The sequence below is a fragment of the Pseudomonas sp. NFPP04 genome, from assembly GCF_900113815.1.
Taxonomy (GTDB): Bacteria; Pseudomonadota; Gammaproteobacteria; order Pseudomonadales; family Pseudomonadaceae; genus Aquipseudomonas; species Aquipseudomonas extremorientalis.
Map to the genome: position 1 here is coordinate 176,843 of NZ_FOQS01000001.1, position 22,114 is coordinate 198,956.

22 protein-coding genes are annotated in these 22,114 nt (G+C 60.0%); 16 read left to right on the forward strand and 6 right to left on the reverse strand.

Annotated features, from left to right (window positions below):
- The first annotated feature begins 24 nt into the window (after positions 1-24).
- Positions 25-1,380 (forward strand): tryptophan--tRNA ligase, encoded by a 1,356-nt coding sequence (locus tag BM017_RS00885; protein ID WP_092240706.1) that lies wholly within the window; start codon positions 25-27, stop codon positions 1,378-1,380.
- 79 nt (positions 1,381-1,459) lie between these two features.
- On the forward strand, positions 1,460-2,554 hold the full coding sequence (gene zapE / locus BM017_RS00890; protein ID WP_092240708.1) for a cell division protein ZapE: 1,095 nt from the start codon (positions 1,460-1,462) through the stop codon (positions 2,552-2,554).
- A 62-nt stretch (positions 2,555-2,616) separates the two neighbouring features.
- Here the strand turns inward: zapE and BM017_RS00895 are convergent, their stop codons facing one another.
- Positions 2,617-2,877 carry a hypothetical protein gene (locus BM017_RS00895; protein WP_092240710.1) on the reverse strand — a complete coding sequence of 87 codons (261 nt, stop codon included), beginning with the start codon at positions 2,875-2,877 and terminating at the stop codon, positions 2,617-2,619.
- Between the two features lie 250 nt (positions 2,878-3,127).
- Positions 3,128-4,048, reverse strand: a complete 921-nt coding sequence (locus tag BM017_RS00900) for a GlxA family transcriptional regulator (protein ID WP_170856032.1) — start codon at positions 4,046-4,048, stop codon at positions 3,128-3,130.
- A gap of 220 nt (positions 4,049-4,268) precedes the next feature.
- Here BM017_RS00900 and BM017_RS00905 point away from each other — a divergent pair, with 220 nt between their 5' ends.
- The gene (locus BM017_RS00905) at positions 4,269-5,405 is read left to right on the forward strand and encodes an acyl-CoA dehydrogenase family protein (protein WP_092240712.1); all 1,137 of its coding nucleotides are present in this window, start codon (positions 4,269-4,271) and stop codon (positions 5,403-5,405) included.
- Between the two features lie 113 nt (positions 5,406-5,518).
- Here BM017_RS00905 and BM017_RS00910 read toward each other — a convergent pair whose 3' ends face one another.
- On the reverse strand, positions 5,519-6,559 hold the full coding sequence (locus BM017_RS00910; protein WP_058423021.1) for an NADP(H)-dependent aldo-keto reductase: 1,041 nt from the start codon (positions 6,557-6,559) through the stop codon (positions 5,519-5,521).
- 248 nt (positions 6,560-6,807) lie between these two features.
- On the opposite strand from BM017_RS00910, the gene rplM reads away from it, so the two are divergent.
- From rplM to BM017_RS00950, 8 genes are all read left to right on the forward strand, one after another.
- Positions 6,808-7,236 carry a 50S ribosomal protein L13 gene (rplM, locus tag BM017_RS00915; RefSeq protein WP_003188508.1) on the forward strand — a complete coding sequence of 143 codons (429 nt, stop codon included), beginning with the start codon at positions 6,808-6,810 and terminating at the stop codon, positions 7,234-7,236.
- 14 nt (positions 7,237-7,250) lie between these two features.
- Positions 7,251-7,643, forward strand: a complete 393-nt coding sequence (gene rpsI, locus BM017_RS00920) for a 30S ribosomal protein S9 (protein WP_002555064.1) — start codon at positions 7,251-7,253, stop codon at positions 7,641-7,643.
- Positions 7,644-7,909: 266 nt separating this feature from the next.
- Positions 7,910-8,503: a ubiquinol-cytochrome c reductase iron-sulfur subunit gene (gene petA / locus BM017_RS00925; RefSeq protein ID WP_016976232.1), complete on the forward strand. Its 594-nt coding sequence runs from the start codon at positions 7,910-7,912 to the stop codon at positions 8,501-8,503.
- Entirely contained in the window at positions 8,503-9,714 is a 1,212-nt protein-coding gene (locus BM017_RS00930; RefSeq protein ID WP_016971568.1) for a cytochrome b, read from the forward strand. Before petA ends, BM017_RS00930 begins: the two co-directional genes overlap by 1 nt.
- Entirely contained in the window at positions 9,714-10,493 is a 780-nt protein-coding gene (locus BM017_RS00935) for a cytochrome c1 (RefSeq protein WP_071491123.1), read from the forward strand. Before BM017_RS00930 ends, BM017_RS00935 begins: the two co-directional genes overlap by 1 nt.
- A 149-nt stretch (positions 10,494-10,642) precedes the next feature.
- Positions 10,643-11,260 (forward strand): glutathione S-transferase N-terminal domain-containing protein, encoded by a 618-nt coding sequence (locus BM017_RS00940; protein ID WP_049710008.1) that lies wholly within the window; start codon positions 10,643-10,645, stop codon positions 11,258-11,260.
- 17 nt (positions 11,261-11,277) lie between these two features.
- Positions 11,278-11,697, forward strand: coding sequence for a ClpXP protease specificity-enhancing factor (locus BM017_RS00945; protein ID WP_071491124.1), 420 nt, complete (start codon positions 11,278-11,280; stop codon positions 11,695-11,697).
- Positions 11,698-11,855: 158 nt separating this feature from the next.
- Entirely contained in the window at positions 11,856-12,605 is a 750-nt protein-coding gene (locus BM017_RS00950) for a FadR/GntR family transcriptional regulator (RefSeq protein WP_092240714.1), read from the forward strand.
- 24 nt (positions 12,606-12,629) lie between these two features.
- Here BM017_RS00950 and BM017_RS00955 read toward each other — a convergent pair whose 3' ends face one another.
- On the reverse strand, positions 12,630-13,787 hold the full coding sequence (locus BM017_RS00955; protein WP_092240716.1) for a phospholipase: 1,158 nt from the start codon (positions 13,785-13,787) through the stop codon (positions 12,630-12,632).
- A 234-nt stretch (positions 13,788-14,021) separates the two neighbouring features.
- On the opposite strand from BM017_RS00955, the gene kdgD reads away from it, so the two are divergent.
- The 5 genes from kdgD to BM017_RS00980 all read left to right on the forward strand — a co-directional run bounded on the left by kdgD (position 14,022) and on the right by BM017_RS00980 (position 20,566).
- Positions 14,022-14,933, forward strand: a complete 912-nt coding sequence (kdgD, locus tag BM017_RS00960; protein WP_092240718.1) for a 5-dehydro-4-deoxyglucarate dehydratase — start codon at positions 14,022-14,024, stop codon at positions 14,931-14,933.
- Between the two features lie 54 nt (positions 14,934-14,987).
- Positions 14,988-16,433: an aldehyde dehydrogenase family protein gene (locus BM017_RS00965; protein WP_012722211.1), complete on the forward strand. Its 1,446-nt coding sequence runs from the start codon at positions 14,988-14,990 to the stop codon at positions 16,431-16,433.
- 98 nt (positions 16,434-16,531) lie between these two features.
- Positions 16,532-17,896, forward strand: a complete 1,365-nt coding sequence (locus tag BM017_RS00970; RefSeq protein WP_071491129.1) for an MFS transporter — start codon at positions 16,532-16,534, stop codon at positions 17,894-17,896.
- 11 nt (positions 17,897-17,907) lie between these two features.
- Complete coding sequence (gene garD, locus BM017_RS00975; protein ID WP_092240720.1) at positions 17,908-19,461, forward strand: galactarate dehydratase; 1,554 nt, start codon at positions 17,908-17,910, stop codon at positions 19,459-19,461.
- Between the two features lie 163 nt (positions 19,462-19,624).
- On the forward strand, positions 19,625-20,566 hold the full coding sequence (locus tag BM017_RS00980; protein WP_092240722.1) for an AEC family transporter: 942 nt from the start codon (positions 19,625-19,627) through the stop codon (positions 20,564-20,566).
- 107 nt (positions 20,567-20,673) lie between these two features.
- On the opposite strand, the gene BM017_RS00985 is transcribed toward BM017_RS00980, so the two are convergent.
- Positions 20,674-21,057 carry a carboxymuconolactone decarboxylase family protein gene (locus tag BM017_RS00985; RefSeq protein ID WP_092240723.1) on the reverse strand — a complete coding sequence of 128 codons (384 nt, stop codon included), beginning with the start codon at positions 21,055-21,057 and terminating at the stop codon, positions 20,674-20,676.
- Positions 21,054-22,100: a calcium/sodium antiporter gene (locus tag BM017_RS00990; protein ID WP_092240724.1), complete on the reverse strand. Its 1,047-nt coding sequence runs from the start codon at positions 22,098-22,100 to the stop codon at positions 21,054-21,056. The genes BM017_RS00985 and BM017_RS00990 overlap by 4 nt, the downstream gene beginning before the upstream one ends.
- Between the last annotated feature and the right edge of the window lie 14 nt (positions 22,101-22,114).

Here is a 22,114-nt window from a genome sequence, read left to right on the forward strand (position 1 = left end):
TAGCAGTCTGATAAGCGATTACCCATGACGACTCGTACCCGTATCCTCACCGGCATCACCACCACCGGCACGCCGCACCTGGGCAACTACGCCGGTGCGATCCGCCCGGCGATCCTCGCCAGCCAGGACGCCAATGCCGACTCCTTCTACTTCCTGGCCGACTACCACGCCCTGATCAAGTGCGATGACCCGCAGCGCATCCAGCGCTCGCGCATGGAAATCGCCGCGACCTGGCTGGCCGGTGGCCTGGATGTGAACCGGGTGACGTTCTATCGCCAGTCGGACATCCCGGAAATCCCCGAACTGACCTGGCTGCTCACCTGTGTTGCCGCCAAGGGCCTGCTCAACCGCGCCCACGCGTACAAGGCCTCGGTGGACAAGAACGTGGAAGCCGGCGAAGACCCGGATGCGGGCATCAGCATGGGCCTGTACAGCTACCCGGTGCTGATGGCGGCGGACATCCTGATGTTCAACGCGCACAAGGTGCCGGTCGGTCGCGACCAGATCCAGCACGTGGAAATGGCCCGTGATATCGGCCAGCGCTTCAACCACCTGTTCGGCAACGGTAAAGAATTCTTCACCATGCCCGAGGCGTTGATCGAAGAAAGCGTCGCCACCTTGCCGGGCCTGGACGGCCGCAAGATGTCGAAAAGCTACGACAACACCATCCCATTGTTCACCAGCGCCAAGGACATGAAGGACGCCATCTCGCGGATCGTCACCGACTCCCGCGCTCCGGGCGAAGCCAAGGACCCGGACAATTCGCACCTGTTCACCCTGTACCAGGCGTTTGCGACCAAGGCGCAGGAAGAAGAGTTCCGTGCCGAACTGCTGCAAGGGCTGGGTTGGGGCGAGGCGAAGAACCGCCTGTTCCACCTGCTGGACGGCCAGTTGGGTGAAGCCCGCGAGCGTTACCATCAACTGATGTCGCGCCCTTCTGACATGGAAGACCTGCTGCTGATCGGCGCCAAGAAGGCTCGTGCCGTGGCGGCGCCGTTCCTGGCTGAACTGCGTGAAGCGGTGGGCCTGCGTTCGTTTGTCAACCAGGCTGCGGCACCAGTCGCCGCCAAGAAGAAAGCGGCGAAAGCCGCGCGCTTCGTGAGCTTCCGTGAAGACGACGGCAGTTTCCGCTTCCGCCTGCTGGCCGCCGACGGCGAGCAACTGCTGTTGTCGCGCAACTTTGCCGATGGCAAGGCGGCGGGCGCAGTGACCAAGCAACTGCAAAGCGGCGACGCGCTGGACCTGCGTACCGAGGCCCTGGGCTTCAGCGTGTGGTTGGACGGCGTGACGGTGGCGGACAGTGCTGAGTTCGCCGACGAAGCGTCCCGCGATGCGGCCATCGCCGCTCTGCGCGTCGCGTTGACCCCCCTCGAGGATTAACCCGACCAAGGGTTGATTGCCATTATCCAGGGCCGTCGTTACAGTGACGGCCCGTTTTTGTTGCCTTGCTAACGAAATTATGACGCCCCTAGAACGATATCAAGCTGATCTGAAACGCCCTGAATTCTTCCATGACGCGGCCCAGGAAACGGCGGTGCGTCATCTGCAGCGCCTGTACGATGACCTGCTCGCGGCTTCGCAAAGCAAGCCAGGGATGTTCAGCAAGCTGTTTGGCAAGAAAGACCAAACGCCGGTCAAGGGCCTGTACTTCTGGGGGGGCGTGGGCCGGGGCAAGACCTACCTGGTGGACACCTTTTTCGAAGCGCTGCCGTTCAAGGAAAAGGTCCGGACGCACTTTCACCGCTTCATGAAGCGCGTGCACGAAGAGATGAAGACCCTGCCGGGCGAGAAAAACCCGCTGACCATCATCGCCAAGCGTTTCTCCGAAGAAGCGCGGGTGATCTGCTTCGATGAGTTCTTCGTCTCCGACATCACCGACGCCATGATCCTCGGCACCCTGATGGAAGAGCTGTTCAAGAACGGCGTGACCCTGGTCGCCACCTCGAACATCGTGCCCGACGGTTTGTACAAGGACGGCCTGCAACGCGCACGCTTCCTGCCGGCCATTGCGTTGATCAAGCAGCATACCGAGATCGTCAACGTCGACAGCGGCGTCGACTACCGTCTGCGTCACCTGGAGCAAGCGGAGCTGTTCCACTTCCCGCTCAATGAGGCGGCCCACGAAAGCCTGAAAAAGAGCTTCCGTGCCCTTACGCCGGAATGCACCCAGGCGGTGGAAAACGACAAGCTGGTGATCGAGAACCGCGAAATCATCGCGCTGCGCACCTGCGACGACGTGGCCTGGTTCGAGTTCCGCCAACTGTGCGACGGCCCGCGCAGCCAGAACGACTACATCGAACTGGGCAAGATCTTCCACGCGGTGATCCTGAGCGGCGTGGAGCAGATGAGCGTTACCACCGACGACATCGCGCGACGTTTCATCAACATGGTCGACGAGTTCTACGACCGTAACGTGAAGCTGATCATCTCGGCGGAAGTTGAGTTGAAGGACCTGTACACCGGCGGTCGCCTAAACTTCGAATTTCAGCGCACCCTGAGCCGCTTGCTGGAAATGCAGTCCCATGAGTTCCTGTCGCGTGGGCACAAGCCGTAACTTGACGTAACGCCTATAAAAGGTCCGCAGCGATTGCGGTCCTTTTATAGTTTGGGCGCTGGTTAATAAGTGATCTGGTCTGTGCTGGGTGGTGCCGGTTCTATGAGGAGCATTTCGCCCTTTTTTAACTCGTAGAGCGCGCCGTCCGGACCCTTGAATATTACTTTTAACTCCAGCTCCGGATATTTCTCCTCCTTGTTCTTTTTCTCATCCATTTGTGGATTCAACTGATCGGTCAGATTTTCGTTGAATTGACTTGCGTCTAACTTATTTGGTTGTACAGCTGGGTTGAACGATTGAGCGTTGCTGCCTATGGATGACATGATTGAGTCTCCGTCCTGATTTCAAGTAAGTCGGTTTGGAAAAAGCCCTTTGTGCATTCGGACCGTAGCTCGGCAGAAATCAACGGCTTCGACCTCGTTTAAAATGGCAGGCGCCCAAGGCGCAACCTAGCGACTTCATCTTATTCGTCAGTAGGAATTGGGTGAGGGGCTTGTAGGCGGGCATAGGGTTCTCAATTCGACCCTGCACCATTGCGGTGTACAGGGTCGTTTGCTTCGTCAAGCGGCGAACCTACGCCGCTTGCTGAAACTGCTGGCGATACTGGTTCGGCGACAACTCCGTGTGCTGCCTGAACAGCCGTGCAAAGAAACTCGCATCGTCGTAACCCACCTCATAACTGATGGTCTTGATGCTCTTGCGGCTGCCCGAGAGCAGGCCCTTTGCCGTCTCGATACGCAGCCGTTGCAGGTAGTGCAGCGGCTTGTCGCCGGTGGCGGTCTGGAAGCGGCGCATGAAGTTGCGGATGCTCATGCCGTGTTCCCGGGCCACGTCTTCGAAGCGGAATTTGTCGGCGAAGTGTTCTTCGAGCCAGTGCTGGATCTGCAGGATGATCACGTCCTGATGCAGCTTCTGTCCGCCAAACCCGATACGTCCTGGCGAATAGCTGCGCTGCACTTCGTAGAGGATATCGCGGGCCACAGCCTGGGCGATGTTGGCGCCGCAGAAGCGCTCGATCAGGTAGATGTAGAGGTCGCACGCCGAGGTGGTGCCGCCGGCGCAATACAGGTTGTCGGCGTCAGTGAGGTGCTTGTCCTGGTTGAGCTGGACCTTGGGGAAACGTTCGCCGAACGCATTGAAGAAACGCCAGTAGGTGGTCGCTTCCTTGCCATCGAGCAGGCCGGCTTCGGCCAGCCAGAATACCCCGGTAGCTTCGCCGCACAACACAGCACCGCGTGCATGCTGTTCGCGCAGCCACGGCAGCACTTGCGGGTAGCGGGCGCACAAGGTGTCGAAGTCATCCCAGAAGGCCGGCAGCACGATGATGTCGGCGTCTTCCAGGCCGCCGTCCACCGGCATGATCACATCACTGAAACTGCACACCGATTGCCCATCGGGGCTGACCAGGCGTGTTTCAAACCCTGGCGTCAGGCCCAGGCCTTGTTGCTTGCCGTAACGCAGGCTGGCGAGGTGGAAGAAATCCTTGGCTTGCATGAGGGTGGAAGCGAATACCCGATCAATGGCCAAAATGCTGACGCGCCGCAAGGGCGTGGAGATTTGGTTAGACATAATTTCATTTATTCTTATAGGGGAAAGTGGTCACCAGACGGCTGGATCGTCTTATTTTTTGTCGCATGTGTCCAGTGTCCCGTGCTGCCTTCGCGGCATAGTCTCTGTGGGCTCGCTCTTGTCCGACAATCCATGCAGGTGACCCATGATTCCCAGAACCTTGTTCAGCCCGGAACACGAACTCTTCCGCGAGAGCGTGCGCACCTTCCTCGAAAAGGACGCCGCGCCGTTCCATGGGCAATGGGAGAAACAGGGCTACATCGACCGCAATTTGTGGAGCAAGGCGGGGGAGTCGGGCATGCTCTGCTCTCACCTGCCGGAAGAATATGGCGGGCTGGGCGCGGACTTTTTATACAGCGCGGTGGTGATCGAAGAAATCAGCCGGCTGGGCCTGACCGGCATCGGCTTTTCCCTGCATTCGGACATTGTGGCGCCTTATATCCTGCATTACGGCAGTGAAGCGCTGAAACACAAATACCTGCCCAAGTTGATCTCCGGCGAGCTGGTCACGGCGATTGCCATGACCGAGCCGGGCGCCGGTTCCGACTTGCAAGGCGTGAAGACCACGGCGGTGCTGGACGGCGATGAATACGTGATCAACGGCTCCAAGACCTTCATTACCAATGGCTACCTGGCCGAGTTGGTCATCGTGGTCGCCAAGACCGATCCCAAGGCCGGCGCCAAGGGCACCAGCCTGTTCCTGGTGGAAGCCGACACGCCGGGCTTCGACAAGGGCAAGCGCCTGGAGAAGGTGGGCATGAAGGCCCAGGATACCTCGGAGCTGTTCTTCCAGGATGTGCGGGTGCCCAAGGAAAACCTGCTCGGTCAGGCCGGCATGGGCTTCGCCTATCTGATGCAGGAGCTGCCTCAGGAACGGTTGACCGTGGCGATTGGCGCGCTGTCATCCGCCGAGGCGGCGTTGGAGTGGACCCTGGAATACACCCGCGAGCGCAAGGCGTTCGGCAAGGCGATTGCGGATTTCCAGAACACCCGCTTCAAGCTGGCGGAGATGGCCACCGAGATTCAGATTGGCCGTGTGTTTGTCGACAAGTGCATGGCGTTGCACCTGGAAGGCAAGCTGGATGTGCCCACGGCGGCGATGGCCAAGTACTGGGCTACCGACCTGCAATGCAAGGTGCTCGATGAGTGCGTGCAGTTGCACGGAGGCTATGGCTTCATGTGGGAATACCCGATTGCCCGGGCGTGGGCGGATGCGCGGGTGCAGCGGATTTATGCGGGGACCAATGAGATCATGAAGGAGATCATTGCGCGGGCGCTTTGATTGGGCGGTTCTGCTGATGGCCAAATCGGGGGCAAGCCCCCTCCCACACTTGAATGTATTCACAGATCAAAATGTGGGAGGGGGCTTGCCCCCGATAGCGGTCTTAAGATCAATCAAGGCGCTGGGTTCGGGTGATCCTTCTGAATCGCCTCAATCCCTTCCAATACCTCTTTCGACAGTTTCAGATCCGCACTGGCAATGTTGCTATCCAGTTGCTCCAGCGACGTGGCACCAATGATGTTGCTGGTCACGAACGGTTGCTGCGTCACAAACGCCAGCGCCATCTGCGCCGGGTCCAGCCCATGCTCCCGCGCCAGTGCAACGTAGCGGCTGCATGCCGCTTCCGACTGCGGGTTGAAGTAACGGCTGAAGCGGCTGTATTCCGTCAGTCGCGCTTTCGCTGGGCGGGCGCCATTCTCATATTTGCCGCTGAGCATGCCGAACGCCAGGGGCGAATACGCCAGCAGGCCGCATTGCTCGCGAATCGCGACTTCCGCCAGGCCCACTTCAAAGCTGCGGTTGAGCAGGTTGTAGGGGTTCTGGATCGACACCGCACGCGGCCAGCCACGGGCTTCGGCCAGGGCGAGGAACTTCATGGTGCCCCACGGCGTTTCGTTGGACAGGCCGATGTGGCGGATCTTGCCGGCCTTCACCTGCTCATCCAGCGCTTCGAGGGTTTCTTCCAGCGGGGTGAGGTTGTCTTCGTCCTTGTGCTTGTAGCTCAGTTGGCCGAAGAAGTTGGTACTGCGTTCCGGCCAGTGCAGTTGGTAGAGGTCGATCCAGTCGGTCTGCAGGCGCTTGAGGCTGGCGTCCAGGGCTTCGACGATGTGCTTGCGGTTGTGGCGCAGGTGGCCGTCGCGGATGTAGTCGATGGTGTTGCCGGGGCCGGCGATCTTGCTGGCGAGGATCCAGTCGGCACGGTCGCCACGGCTCTTGAAGTAATTACCGATGTAGCGTTCGGTGGTGGCATAGGTGTCGGCCTTGGGCGGCACCGGGTACATTTCAGCGGTGTCGAGGAAGTTGATCCCAGCGCCCTTGGCCCGCTCGATCTGCGCGAAGGCCTCTGCCTCGCTGTTCTGCTCGCCCCAGGTCATGGTGCCCAGGGCTATCGCGCTCACGTTCAGATCCGTACGGCCCAGCTGTCGATAATCCATCGGGTACTCCTTCAGGGAAAACAATCATAAAAGCAGGTTGAATTTTTTTTCGCAATCTGCATAATTGCCCACCTCTTTCTGCAGTGGAAGTGATGCGCCGCCTGCCGAAGAATCTTGCCGTTGAACGGACGCGCCGACCCGAGCCCCCGATAGCGTCTGTATCCGGCTGCCTTTGACTTGTCAAAGTACGCACTATTCAGTAAGATCCGCCGTCTAATTTACAGGGCGGCCCCTGAGGCTATTAAAGAATGACAACTTTTACTGCAAAACCGGAAACAGTTCAGCGCGACTGGTTTGTCGTCGACGCCGCTGGTCAGACCCTGGGTCGTCTGGCCACTGAAGTCGCCAGCCGTCTGCGTGGCAAGCACAAGCCTGAGTACACCCCTCACGTTGACACCGGTGACTACATCGTGATCATCAACGCTGAGCAGGTTCGTGTAACCGGCAACAAAGCAAGCGACAAAATGTACTACCGTCACTCCGGTTTCCCAGGCGGTATCAAGTCTTCCAACTTCGAAGGCCTGATTGCCAAGAAGCCTGAAGCCCCGATCGAAATCGCGGTCAAAGGCATGCTGCCTAAGGGCCCACTGGGTCGCGATATGTTTCGCAAGCTGAAAGTCTATGCGGGCGCTGTACACCCTCATGCTGCTCAGCAGCCCCAAGAACTGAAGTTTTAACGGAATAGTTCATTATGTCGGCGACTCAAAATTACGGCACTGGCCGTCGCAAAACCGCAACCGCTCGCGTTTTCCTGCGTCCGGGTACTGGTAACATCTCGATCAACAACCGCTCCCTGGACAACTTCTTCGGCCGCGAAACTGCCCGCATGGTAGTTCGTCAGCCGCTGGAACTGACCGAGACCGTTGAAAAGTTCGACATCTACGTCACCGTTATCGGTGGCGGTGTAAGTGGTCAAGCTGGCGCAATCCGCCACGGTATCACTCGCGCTCTGATGCAGTACGACGAAACCCTGCGTGGCGCCCTGCGCAAAGCTGGCTTCGTGACTCGCGATGCTCGTGAAGTTGAACGTAAGAAAGTCGGTCTGCGTAAAGCGCGTAAGCGTCCGCAGTACTCGAAGCGTTAATCCGCTTTACGTTCCACAAAAACGCCCAGCCTCCTCACGGAGCTGGGCGTTTTTTATTGCCTGCGATTTATGCAGAAAAATCGCCGTGACAACTTGCCACATCCGTAGACCCCCTATACTACAAGGCCTGGAGGCGGAGCCCCGGGCAATTCCCTTGTCAGACGTGGGGCTTTTCATTACCATTCGGCAAAATTTTTATAAGTAAAGATTCAACACTTAGTAGACGCCTGATTTAACAGGCCAAAAAGCTGATGGGAGAGGACTGAATGAGCAATGACGGCGTGAATGCAGGCCGGCGTCGCTTCTTGGTAGCAGCCACATCCGTGGTGGGTGCTGCAGGAGCGGTGGGGGCTGCGGTCCCGTTCGTGGGGTCATGGTTTCCCAGTGCCAAGGCGAAAGCCGCAGGTGCACCGGTGAAGGTGAATATCAGCAAGATCGAGCCAGGCCAGCAGATGATTGCTGAGTGGCGCGGCCAGCCGGTGTTCATTGTTCGTCGTACCGAGGAAATCCTGGGGAATCTCAAGAAGATCGAAGGCCAGTTGTCTGACCCCAAATCCGAGAAGTCCGACCAGCCCGCCTACGCCAAGAACGAAGTGCGTTCGATCAAGCCAGAGATCCTGCTGCTGGTCGGTCTGTGTACCCACCTGGGTTGTTCGCCAACCTTCCGCCCGGAAGTGGCCCCTGTCGACCTGGGCAAGGATTGGGTCGGCGGTTATTTCTGCCCCTGCCACGGCTCCCACTACGACCTCGCTGGCCGCGTCTACAAATCCCAGCCTGCTCCCCTGAACCTGCCGGTTCCTCCGCACACCTACGAAACTGACGACCTCATTGTCATTGGCCTCGATAAGGAGAACGCGTGATGAGCAAGTTCATGGATTGGGTGGATGCGCGCTTCCCCGCCACTAAAATGTGGGAAGACCACCTCAGCAAATATTACGCGCCGAAAAACTTCAACTTCTTCTATTTCTTCGGCTCCCTGGCCTTGCTGGTGCTGGTCAACCAGATCGTCACCGGTGTGTGGCTGACGATGAGCTACACACCGTCGGCGGAAGAGGCGTTCGCCTCGGTCGAGTACATCATGCGTGACGTCGAGTACGGCTCGATCCTGCGTCTGCTGCACTCCACCGGCGCGTCGGCATTCTTTATCGTCGTCTACCTGCACATGTTCCGTGGCCTGCTCTACGGCTCGTACCAGAAGCCGCGTGAGCTGGTATGGGTGTTCGGCATGCTGATCTACCTCGCGTTGATGGCCGAAGCCTTCATGGGTTACCTGTTGCCGTGGGGTCAGATGTCGTATTGGGGCGCCCAGGTAATCATCTCGCTGTTCGGTGCGATCCCGGTGATCGGCAACGACCTGACCCAGTGGATCCGGGGCGATTACCTGATCTCCGGCATTACCCTGAACCGCTTCTTCGCCCTGCACGTTGTGGCCCTGCCGATCGTGATCCTGGGCCTGGTGGTGCTGCACATCCTGGCGTTGCACGAGGTCGGCTCCAACAACCCGGATGGCGTGGACATCAAGAAGCACAAGGACGAAAACGGCGTGCCGCTGGATGGCATTCCGTTCCACCCTTACTACACCGTGAAAGACATTGTCGGTGTGGTGGTGTTCCTGTTCGTGTTCTGCTCGATCGTGTTCTTTTTCCCGGAGATGGGCGGTTATTTCCTGGAGAAGCCTAACTTCGAACAGGCCAACGCCTTCAAGACGCCCGAGCACATTGCTCCGGTCTGGTACTTCACGCCGTTCTACGCGATCTTGCGCGCGATCCCCGACAAACTCATGGGCGTGATCGCCATGGGCGCGGCCATCGCGGTGCTGTTCGTGTTGCCTTGGCTCGACCGTAGCCCGGTCAAGTCCATGCGCTACAAGGGCTGGCTGAGCAAGATCTGGCTGTGGGTGTTCTGCATTGCCTTCGTCATCCTGGGTGTTCTCGGCGTATTGGCGCCAACCCCTGAGCGTACGTTGCTGTCGCAGGTCTGCACCTTCCTGTACTTCGCCTACTTCATTCTGATGCCGTTCTACACCCGGCTCGAGAAGACCAAACCGGTTCCGGAAAGGGTGACTGGCTGATGAAAAAGTTATTCGTTGCTTTGATGCTTGCGGCGCTGCCGCTCCTGTCCTTCGCCGCCGAGCACGGTGGCCCGGCGCTGGAAAAAGTCGATATCGACGTGTCTGACAAGGCCGCCATGCAAGACGGCGCGCGTACGTTCGCCAACTACTGCATGGGCTGCCACAGCGCCAAGTTCCAGCGTTACGAGCGGGTGGCCGATGACCTCGGTATCCCCCATGAAATGATGCTGGAGAAACTGGTGTTCACCGGCGCCAAGATCGGCGACCACATGACCATCGGCATGAAGCCTGCCGACGCCAAGACCTGGTTCGGCGCGGCACCGCCCGACCTGACCCTGGTGGCACGTGTACGCGGCACCGACTGGCTTTACGGCTACCTGAAATCCTTCTACGAAGACCCGGCGCGCCCTTATGGCGTGAACAACCGTGTGTTCCCGAACGTCGGCATGCCTAACGTTCTGGTCGGCCTGCAAGGCAAGCAAGTGGTAGGATGCAAGCAGATTCAGGTCGTTGAAGACGGCAAGAAGCAATACGATCCGTTGACCGGCACACCTTTGACCCATGAAGCGTGCGATCAACTGAAGATAGAAACCCCAGGTTCGTTGACAGACGAGCAGTTCGACGAGAAGGTCAAGAACCTTGTGACCTTCCTGGCCTACTCGGCCAACCCGGTCAAACTGCAGCATCAGCGCATCGGTACCTATGTGTTGCTGTACCTGGCGTTCTTCTTCGTATTCGCCTATCTGCTCAAACGCGAATACTGGAAGGATGTGCATTGATCCAACCGTAAGCAATTGCTGTTAATCTTGCGCGCCCAGCGGCATCTCTGAATACGTAGCGGTCTGGTTGTTCCAGGCGTTACAGAGATGCTCTCTGGGCGCGCTCGTTTTTGAGCTTTCGATAATTTCAACAAGCGAGGAGGACCGCCATGGGCGTGACCAACCGGTTGGCCTGTTACTCCGACCCCGCCGACCACTATTCCCACCGAGTACGCATCGTGCTCGCAGAGAAGGGTGTCAGCGCCGAGATCATCAGTGTGGAAGCAGGTCGTCATCCACCCAAACTGATCGAAGTGAACCCCTACGGCAGCTTGCCCACCCTGGTCGATCGTGACCTGGCGTTGTGGGAGTCGACCGTCGTGATGGAATACCTGGATGAGCGTTACCCGCATCCACCCTTGCTGCCGGTGTACCCGGTGGCGCGTGCCAACAGCCGCCTGCTGATCCACCGGATCCAGCGTGACTGGTGCGGGCTGGTGGATTTGATTCTGGATACCCGCAGCAAAGAGGCGGCACGTGTACAGGCGCGTAAGGAATTGCGCGAAAGCCTAACCGGCGTTTCGCCGCTGTTCGCCGATAAGCCTTTTTTCCTCAGTGAGGAACAAAGTTTGGTGGATTGCTGCCTATTACCGATACTCTGGCGTTTGCCGATTCTTGGTATTGAACTGCCGCGGCCAGCCAAGCCGCTGCTTGATTACATGGAGCGCCAGTTTGCGCGTGAGGCTTTCCAGGCGAGTCTGTCTGGTGTCGAACGCGATATGCGCTAAGGCTTAAGGAGCCGCTGATGAACTCCAGTCGACCCTACCTGGTCCGCGCGCTCTATGAGTGGATTGTGGACAACGATTGCACCCCGCACATGCTGGTCAATTCCGAATTTCCTGCGGTTCAGGTACCGCAGGGTTTTGCCAGCGACGGGCAGATTGTGCTGAACGTATCACCCAGTGCCGTGCGCCACCTGCACATGGACAACGAAGCGGTCAGCTTCGAAGGGCGTTTCGGCGGCGTGCCGCATACGCTGTACGTGCCGATTGGCGCCATCCTCGGCATCTATGCCCGGGAGAATGGTCAAGGCATGGTGTTCGATCTGGAGTCGCCTTTCGAGGACGACGAATCGATCGAAAGCGAACAGGGCGATGATCAACCGCCACCGGATTCCGAGCCACCGCGTCCCAGCGGCCGGCCGAGCCTGAAAGTGGTGAAATAAACGGCGTTCCCCTCGGGGTTTGCCGAAAAAATGCCTCGACCTGTGTCGGGGCATTTTTTTGCGTGAAGGATGTGGATGAAAGTCGCGCCCGGACGGTGATCGTACAACCACCATGGGCTATGATGCGTGCTCAAGTTCACCGAGAAAGATGATTCATCATGGAAAACGCCAACACCGCCCCTCGTCTTCCCCGCAAGCGCCGCAGCCTTGCCCAGGAATTGGTCACGGTGTTGTCCGAGCAGATCCGCGATGGCCAGCTCAAGCGGGGCGACAAGTTGCCCACCGAGTCGGCGATCATGGAGGCCCATGGGGTCAGCCGCACGGTGGTGCGGGAGGCTATCTCACGTCTGCAGGCGGCGGGACAGGTGGAAACCCGTCATGGTATCGGCACCTTTGTGCTGGACACGCCGAGCCCGAGCGGCTTTCGCATCGACCCGGCCACTGTGGTGACATTGCGTGATGTGCTGGCGATTCTTGAGCTGCGTATCAGCCTGGAAGTGGAGTCCGCCGGTCTTGCAGCTCTACGTCGCAGCGACGAACAACTGGCCGCCATGCGCGCTGCGCTCGATGCCCTGAATGAAAGCGCGGCCCACGCAGGCGATGCGGTGGCCTCCGACTTTGCCTTCCACCTGGAAATCGCGCTGTCCACCGGCAACCGCTACTTCACCGACATCATGACGCACCTCGGTACCAGCATCATTCCGCGCACCCGCCTGAATTCAGCGCGCCTGGCCCATGATGACCAGCAGCACTACATGAGCCGTTTGAGCCGCGAACACGAAGAGATCTATGAGGCGATTGCCCGCCAGGATTCGGATGCGGCGCGGGCGGCGATGCGCTTGCATTTGACCAACAGCCGTGAGCGGCTGCGCCATGCCCATGAAGAGGCGGAGGCGCAGCGCATCTAGAAGTGCTGCCTGTAGGCGCGGTTGTCAGTTTGTCGGGGTGTTTGGCTTGTAGTCCTTGAGCAGCAGGTAAGTGCTCCACCCCCACCAATCATTCGTCCAGCGCTTGTCGTTCAGGTCATTCACATCCTTGCGGCGCAGCACCTTGTCTCCCTCCATCTTGAACAGCGGCGAAAAGTTGTTCGCCGGGTTCTGTGCCGCATTCAGGTCGGGCACATACAGCGGTGCCTTGAAGTTGGCCGGGGAGGGTGCGGCACCACTGATAAACGTATCGAAGATTTCATCGGCTGAGGCTTGCACCGCACGTTTGACCTGCATCCGGTTGTCCGCATCGATATCATCGAAGTAGCGCTTGTCCCCATACGCGTGCCATTGATCGCCCAGGGCATTGCGCACTTTCAGCCCGAATTTGCTGTCTTCATCGTGCATGAAGCGGCTGATCAGCGAACCCAGCTCACCGGGCGTCACCACGGCGGCGAGTTGTTTACGCGGCACACGCAAATGGCCGGCAGAAAACAGGTCGGTTAAAAAGTGATCAGCAAAACTGTTCATCGCATAGGCCAGTTCCAGTGCCAGGTCGGTACCGGTCTGATGGGCCACGACGGCTTGTTGCAACGCCGCCGTGTGCCCTGCCAGGTACGCGGACAGCGCCCATTCGCCGAAGTGATCGGCATTGTCCGCCGCCAACTTCAAATAGCGCCCCAGTGGAATCAGCGCCGACACCGCGCTGCCACCGCCGGTGATGCGGTTCCATTCCTCAGACAACGTATCACCCAAGGCGTCGTAGGCTTCATGGGCTTGCTTGCCATCCTTGATCGCCTGTTTGACCGCGTTGATCTCCTTTTGCATCACCGCGAGGATCTTGTGCGCTTCTTCCCGTGAAGCGGGCAGCACGGCGAGCGTGTTGAAAGCAGCGGTAAAGCGTTGCACGCGTTCGGCCGGGGAGGTGCCATCGCTGATGGGTTGGCCGGGGATGCCATAAAAGTCGCCGCCCAAGGCAATGACCTGGCCGTAAGTCAACGCCAGCCCGTTGGGCAGGTGCAACTCGACTTGGCGGGCGGGAATTGCCGGGGCGTCCTTGGCGAAGCGCAGCAAGGTGTCGTCGCCGATGGCGGTGTGTTCACCCCCTTCGAAACGCAGGACAGGTGGTTTCTTTTCGGATACTGCGAGATCAAGACCTGACATGTTAGCTCCTTGCTATGTCGTAGGAATCTTCCGTAATGGCTGTATGTATATACAGTTGTTGCGAGCATAGAGGAAAAACTTCCTACGTCAAGACGGCGCCCTTTAACCCCTCGTTGAATGAAGTCTGATCAATTGCAGTTGACGAATCTTTTTATAGTTGTACGATGACGTACGACATCACCAAAACCAACAACAACCTTTCGATAGAAAGTCTTCGCCCAGGGTGTTCGAATAATGAATCCACAAGAACTGAAGTCCATCCTCTCCCACGGTCTGCTGTCTTTCCCAGTGACCGATTTCAACGCCCAGGGTGACTTCCACCAGGCGGGCTACATCAAGCGCCTGGAATGGCTCGCCCCTTATGGCGCCACTGCCTTGTTCGCTGCCGGCGGCACCGGTGAGTTTTTCTCCCTCGCCGCCAGCGAATATTCCCAGGTGGTGAAAACCGCCGTTGATACCTGCGCCACCAGCGTGCCGATCCTCGCCGGCGTCGGCGGTTCGACCCGCCAGGCCATCGAGTACGCTCAGGAAGCCGAACGCCTCGGTGCCAAGGGCCTGCTGCTGCTGCCGCACTACCTCACCGAAGCCAGCCAGGACGGCGTTGCCGCCCACGTTGAAGCGGTGTGCAAGTCGGTCAAGATCGGCGTGGTGGTCTACAACCGCAACGTGTGCCGCCTGACTGCGCCGCTGCTGGAACGCCTGGCCGAGCGCTGCCCGAACCTGATCGGCTACAAGGATGGCCTGGGTGACATCGAGTTGATGGTGTCGATCCGCCGTCGCCTGGGTGACCGTTTCAGCTACCTCGGCGGCCTGCCGACGGCAGAGGTTTACGCCGCTGCCTACAAGGCCCTGGGCGTGCCGGTGTACTCCTCGGCGGTGTTCAACTTCATCCCGAAAACCGCGATGGATTTCTACCACGCGATTGCCAAGGACGATCACGCCACCGTCGCCAGGATCATCGACGACTTCTTCCTGCCGTACCTGGATATCCGTAACCGCAAGGCCGGTTACGCGGTAAGCATCGTCAAGGCAGGTGCAAAAATCGCCGGCTACGACGCAGGCCCGGTGCGCACGCCGCTGACCGACTTGCTGCCGGAAGAATACGAAGCCCTGGCCGCGCTGATCGACAAGCAAGGCGCGCAATAACCTATCTACAAGGCCGCTGAGCAATCAGCGGCCTTTTGCGTCAGGAGAAGATTTGTGTCCCAAGCCCAACGTTTCGATAACTACATCAATGGCCAGTGGGTGGCCGGTGCCGACTATTGCGTCAACCTCAACCCGTCGGAGTTGTCCGATGTCATTGGCGAATATGCCAAGGCGGATGTCGCTCAGGTCAACACTGCCATTGATGCCGCCCGTGCCGCATTCCCAGCCTGGTCTACGTCCGGGATCCAGGCGCGTCACGATGCCTTGGATAAAGTCGGCAGCGAGATCCTCGCCCGCCGCGAAGAGCTCGGCACCCTGCTGGCCCGTGAAGAGGGCAAGACCCTGCCCGAAGCCATCGGCGAAGTGACCCGCGCCGGCAACATCTTCAAATTCTTCGCCGGCGAATGCCTGCGCCTGTCCGGCGACTACGTGCCGTCGGTACGCCCAGGCGTCAACGTTGAAGTCACCCGTGAAGCCCTGGGTGTGGTCGGCCTGATCACGCCGTGGAATTTCCCGATCGCCATCCCCGCGTGGAAGATCGCCCCGGCCCTGGCCTACGGTAACTGCGTGGTGATCAAGCCCGCCGAGTTGGTGCCGGGCTGTGCCTGGGCCCTGGCCGAAATCATTTCCCGTGCCGGTTTCCCCGCCGGTGTATTCAACCTGGTGATGGGCAGCGGTCGCGTGGTGGGCGATGTGCTGGTCAACAGCCCGAAGGTCGATGGCATCAGTTTCACCGGTTCTGTGGGGGTTGGGCGCCAGATCGCCGTCAGTTGCGTCTCGCGCCAGGCCAAAGTGCAGTTGGAGATGGGCGGCAAAAATCCGCAGATCATCCTCGACGACGCCGACCTCAAGCAGGCCGTCGAGCTGTCGGTACAGAGCGCGTTCTACTCCACCGGCCAGCGTTGCACCGCTTCCAGCCGCCTGATCGTGACCGCCGGCATCCACGACCAGTTCGTCGCGGCCATGGCGGAGCGCATGAAGTCGATCAAGGTCGGCCATGCACTCAAGAGCGGCACGGACATCGGCCCGGTGGTGTCCCAGGCCCAGTTGGACCAGGACCTCAAGTACATCGACATCGGCCAGAGCGAAGGTGCACGGCTGGTGAGCGGTGGCGGCCTGGTGACCTGCGACACTGAAGGCTACTACCTGGCACCGACGCTGTTTGCCGACAGCGAAGCTGCGATGCGTATCAGCCGTGAAGAGATCTTCGGCCCGGTGGCCAACGTGGTGCGCGTGGCGGACTACGAAGCGGCGCTGGCCATGGCTAACGACACCGAGTTCGGGCTGTCGGCGGGCATTGCCACCACCTCGCTCAAATACGCCAACCACTTCAAGCGCCATTCCCAGGCCGGGATGGTGATGGTCAACCTGCCGACTGCCGGTGTGGATTACCACGTTCCTTTCGGTGGACGTAAGGGCTCATCCTATGGTTCGCGTGAGCAAGGTCGCTATGCGCAAGAGTTCTACACCGTGGTGAAGACCAGTTACATCGGTTCGTAAGACGCATCACCTTGTGGGAGCCGGATGCCTGCCGGCTCCCACACTAAAAACAGAAAACCATTACCCGCAAAAAAAATAATTAGTGGGAGTACTTCTACATGCAAGCGACCAAGCCGACCCACGTCCGCTATTTGATCCTGCTCATGCTGTTCCTGGTGACCACGATCAACTACGCCGACCGGGCCACCATCGCCATCGCGGGTTCCAGCCTGCAAAAAGACCTCGGCATCGACGCGGTCACCCTCGGTTATATCTTCTCTGCATTCGGTTGGGCCTACGTGGCCGGGCAAATCCCCGGTGGCTGGCTGCTGGACCGGTTCGGCTCGAAAAAAGTCTATGCCCTGAGCATCTTCACCTGGTCCCTGTTCACCGTGCTGCAAGGCTATGTCGGTGAATTCGGGGTCTCCACCGCCGTGGTTGCGCTGTTCATGCTGCGCTTCATGGTGGGCCTGGCCGAAGCGCCGTCCTTTCCCGGCAACGCTCGGATTGTGGCCGCCTGGTTCCCTACCGCCGAGCGCGGTACGGCATCGGCGATTTTCAACTCGGCGCAATACTTTGCCACCGTGCTGTTTGCGCCGCTGATGGGCTGGATTGTCTACCGCTTCGGCTGGCAGCACGTGTTTATCGTGATGGGCGTGATTGGCATCATTTTCTCGTTGATCTGGCTGAAAGTGATCCACAGCCCGCGTCAGCACCCGATGATCAACGAAGCCGAGTTCAACCATATCGCGGCCAACGGCGCCATGGTCGATATGGACCAGGACAAAGGCAAGGGCAAGAAAACCGACGGGCCGAAGTGGGATTACATCCGCCAGTTGCTGACCAACCGCATGATGCTCGGCGTCTACCTGGGCCAGTACTGCATCAACGGCATCACCTATTTCTTCCTCACCTGGTTCCCGGTGTACCTGGTGCAGGACCGGGGCATGACCATCCTCAAGGCCGGTTTCATCGCCTCGTTGCCGGCAATCTGCGGGTTTATCGGTGGCGTGCTCGGTGGGGTAATTTCCGATTACCTGCTGCGCAAGGGCCATTCCCTGACCTTCGCGCGCAAGGCGCCAATCATTGGTGGCCTGCTGATCTCCAGCAGCATCGTGGCGTGCAACTACGTGGATATCGAATGGATGGTGGTCGGCTTCATGGCCTTGGCCTTCTTCGGCAAGGGCGTTGGCGCACTGGGTTGGGCGGTGGTGTCCGACACCTCGCCGAAACAAATCGCCGGCCTCAGTGGCGGCTTGTTCAACACCTTCGGTAACCTCGCGTCGATCACCACGCCGATTGTCATCGGCTACATCATCAGCACCACCGGTTCGTTCAAATGGGCCCTGGTGTTCGTCGGCGCCAACGCACTGGTAGCGGTGTTCAGCTATCTGGTCATCGTTGGGCCGATCAAGCGTGTAGTACTCAAAGAGCCGCCCACCAAGGGGCCTGAGTTGACCCACCTAACCGAAGCGCATTCCTGAGGGGCGATGTAATGCAGTTGATTGAACATGCCGACTCGCCGCGCTCGATTCGTTTGCACGAGCGCGACAACGTGGTGATCGTGGTCAATGACCAGGGCGTCCCGGCCGGGACCGAGTTCCCGGACGGCCTGGTGACCGTGGATTTCATCCCCCAGAGCCACAAAGTGACCCTGGAAGATATCCCCGAAGGTGGCCAGATCATTCGCTACGGCCAGACCATCGGTTACGCCCTGGCGCCGATTCCACGCGGCAGCTGGGTGCAGGAAGATCAACTGCGCATGCCCACCGCGCCGCCGCTGGACAGCTTGCCGCTGTCCACAGAGGTGCCTGAAACCCAGGCGCCACTGGAGGGCTTTACCTTCGAGGGGTATCGCAACGCCGACGGCACTGTGGGTACGCGCAATATTCTCGGCATCACCACCACGGTGCAGTGCGTCACGGGCGTGCTGGACCATGCGGTCAAGCGCATCAAGGATGAATTGCTGCCCAGGTACCCGCATGTCGATGACGTGGTGGCGCTGACCCACAGCTACGGCTGTGGCGTGGCGATTACCGCCACGGACGCCTACATCCCGATCCGCACCGTGCGCAATCTGGCGCGCAACCCGAACCTGGGGGGCGAGGCCCTGGTGATCAGCCTGGGCTGCGAGAAATTGCAGGCCGGGCAGGTGATGCACGACAACGACAGCTCGGTGGACCTGAGTAAGCCCTGGCTGTATCGCCTGCAGGACTCCAGCCACGGGTTTACCGAGATGATCGAGCAGATCATGGAGCTGGCGGAGGTGCGCTTGAAGAAGCTTGACCAGCGCCGTCGCGAAACGGTGCCGGCGTCCGAGCTGATCCTGGGCATGCAGTGCGGCGGCAGTGATGCGTTCTCTGGCATCACCGCCAACCCGGCGCTGGGCTATGCCTCGGACTTGCTGCTGCGGGCCGGGGCGACGGTGATGTTTTCCGAGGTCACTGAAGTACGGGATGCCATCTACTTGCTGACTTCGCGTGCAGAGACGAAGGAAGTTGCCCAGGAGCTGGTCCGGGAAATGGATTGGTACGACCGTTACCTGGCCAAGGGCGAGGCGGATCGCAGTGCCAACACCACGCCGGGCAACAAGAAGGGCGGGTTGTCGAACATCGTCGAGAAGTCCCTGGGTTCCATCGTCAAGTCCGGCAGCAGCGCGATCAACGGTGTGCTTGGTCCGGGTGAGCGTTTCAAGGGCAAGGGCCTGATCTTTTGCGCAACGCCGGCCAGTGACTTTGTGTGTGGCACCTTGCAACTGGCGGCGGGGATGAACCTGCACGTATTCACCACCGGGCGTGGCACGCCGTACGGCCTGGCGATGGCGCCGGTGGTGAAGGTGTCGACGCGTACTGAGCTGGCGCAGCGCTGGCCGGACCTGATCGATATCGACGCCGGGCGCATTGCCACCGGGCGTGCGACTATCGAGGAGTTGGGCTGGGAGCTGTTTCACTTCTACCTGGATGTGGCCAGCGGCAAGAAGCAGACATGGGCGGAACACCACAAGCTGCATAACGACATCACCTTGTTTAACCCGGCGCCTATTACCTGAGACCGAGTCGCCTGCATCGGGGGCAAGCCCCCTCCCACATTTTGAACGGTGAGCACCGTCAGAGGTGGGAGGGGGCTTGCCCCGATAGCGGTAGACCAGACGAAGCGGCCTACACTGGCTTATCATTAGCCACCTAACGACGCTCACCAAGGTTCTCCCCGGCATGCTGGCAATTTTCCTCTCCACCCTCACCATCACCGCGCCGGTGTTTGCCATGCTGTTCCTCGGTGTGCTGCTCAAGCGCATCAACTGGATCAACGACAACTTCATCCACACGGCCTCGTCCCTGGTGTTCAACGTCACCATGCCGGCGCTGCTGTTCCTCGGCATCCTGCATGCCGACCTGCATTCGGCACTCAAGCCGGGCTTGCTGATCTATTTTGCCGTCGCCACCTTGCTCAGCTTTGCCCTGGCCTGGGGCTGGGCGATCTTTCGTTGCCCGCGTGAAGACCGGGGCATCTACACCCAGGGGGCGTTTCGCGGTAATAACGGCGTGATTGGCCTGGCGCTGGCCGCCAGCATGTACGGTGACTACGGCATCTCCCTCGGCGCGATCCTCGCAGCGCTGGTGATCCTGTTCTACAACACGCTGTCGACCATCGTGCTGGCGGTGTACAGCCCGGTGATCAAGTCCGACCCGTGGAGCATCTGCAAGAGTGTACTGGCCAATCCGTTGATCATCAGCGTGATCGCGGCGGCGCCGTTCGCCTATTTCCAGATCGGCCTGCCCGGTTGGCTGGAAAAATCCATGCAGTACCTGGCGGACACTACCTTGCCGCTGGCATTGATCTGCATCGGCGGCACCTTGTCACTGGCGGCGTTGCGCAAGAGCGGCAACATGGCATTGAGCGCAAGCCTGATGAAGATGGTCTGGCTGCCGGTGGTCGCCACCCTGGGCGCCTGGCTGCTGGGCTTTCGCGGGCCGGAGTTGGGGATTCTGTTCCTGTACTTCGGCGCACCGACCGCCGCGGCGAGCTTTGTGATGGCCAGGGCGGCGGAGGGTAACCATGAACTGGCGGCAGCGATTATCGTGATCACCACCTTGATGGCGGCGGTGACCACGAATATCGGGATCTTTGTGTTGCAGGCGGGTGGTTGGATCTGAACGCTCGGGTGCCTGTGAGGGCCAATCGGGGGCAAGCCCCCTCCCACATTGGACGGGAGAGCACAGTCAAAGTGGGAGGGGGCTTGCCCCCGATAGCTATCTGACCGTCACTGCTGATCGGTCTGATACGCGTCGATCACTTCCTGGGCGGCACGGAACGCATCAATCGCCGCCGGCACACCGGCATACACCGCACAATGCAGCAGCGCTTCGCGAATCTCTTCCACGGTACAACCGTTGTTCAGTGCGCCGCGCACGTGGCCCTTCAATTCCTGCGGGCACTTGAGCGCGGTCAGGGCGGCGAGGGTGATCAGGCTGCGGGTCTTCAGCGGCAACCCTTCGCGGTTCCATACGCTGCCCCAGGCATGTTCGTTGACGAAATCCTGCAACGGCTGGCTGAACTCGGTGGCATTGCCCAGGGCGCGGTCGACGAACGCATCGCCCATGACCTGGCGGCGCATTTGTACCCCGGGCTTCTTCTGATCGGTCATTGCGGTTCCCTCTTGTGTTGGCGGCGCCAGGCTTGCAGCGTGCTGAACAACAGGAAAGCCACCAGCACTGGCAGGACGTAATACAGCATCAGTTGTTCAAGCTTGTTGGCCAGGGGCATGCCCGTGGTGAACGCCATCACGTGCAGCCCGTACGCCAGATACAGGCCCAGCAGCACCAGGCCTTCGGCGCGGGTCACGCGGTAACCGGTGTAGAACACCGGCAGGCACAGCACCACCACGCCGAGCATCACCGGCAGGTCGAAATCCAGGGCATTGGGCGACACCGACAGCGGAGACGGGGCGAGCAGGGCAGTCAGGCCCAACACGCCGAGCAGGTTGAACAGGTTGCTGCCGATCACGTTACCCACGGCAATGTCCCGTTCGCCGCGCAAGGCGGCGATCAGCGACGTCGCCAGGCAGGGCAGGGAGGTGCCGACACCGATCAGGGTCAGCCCGATCACACGTTCCGACAGGCCCAGGTCGCTCGCCACATCCACCGCCGCGCCCAACAGCAAATGCCCGGCCAGCACCAGGATCAGAAAACCACCGATCATCAGCAGCACGCTGCTCAGCCAGGGCGCCCTGGCCACTGTGTCCAGGGTGCGCGGGCGGCGGGAGTGGCGCGTCTGGTAGTGCAATACGCCGAGGTAAGCGAGCAGGGCAACAAGCAGCACCAGGCCGTCGATGGGCGTGAGTTCTTCGTTGGCCGCCAGGGTGAACACCAGCAGCCCGGCCAGGATCATCACGGGGATGTCCAGGCGCACCAACTGGCGTGAGACCCGCAGCGGAATAATCAGCGCCGACAGGCCCAGGGTCACCAGGATGTTGAAGATGCTGCTGCCGATCACGCTGCCCACGGCGATATCGGTATTGCCGGCCAGGGTGGCTTGCAGGCTGACGGTCATTTGCGGTGCGCTGCTGCCGAAGGCGACGATGGTCAGGCCGATGATCAGTGGCCGCACCTTGAGGCTGGCGGCCAGGCGCACGGCGGCACGCACCAGGATTTCGGCACCGAGGATCAGCAGCACCAGGCCGCTGACCAATTCCAGCAGGCTCC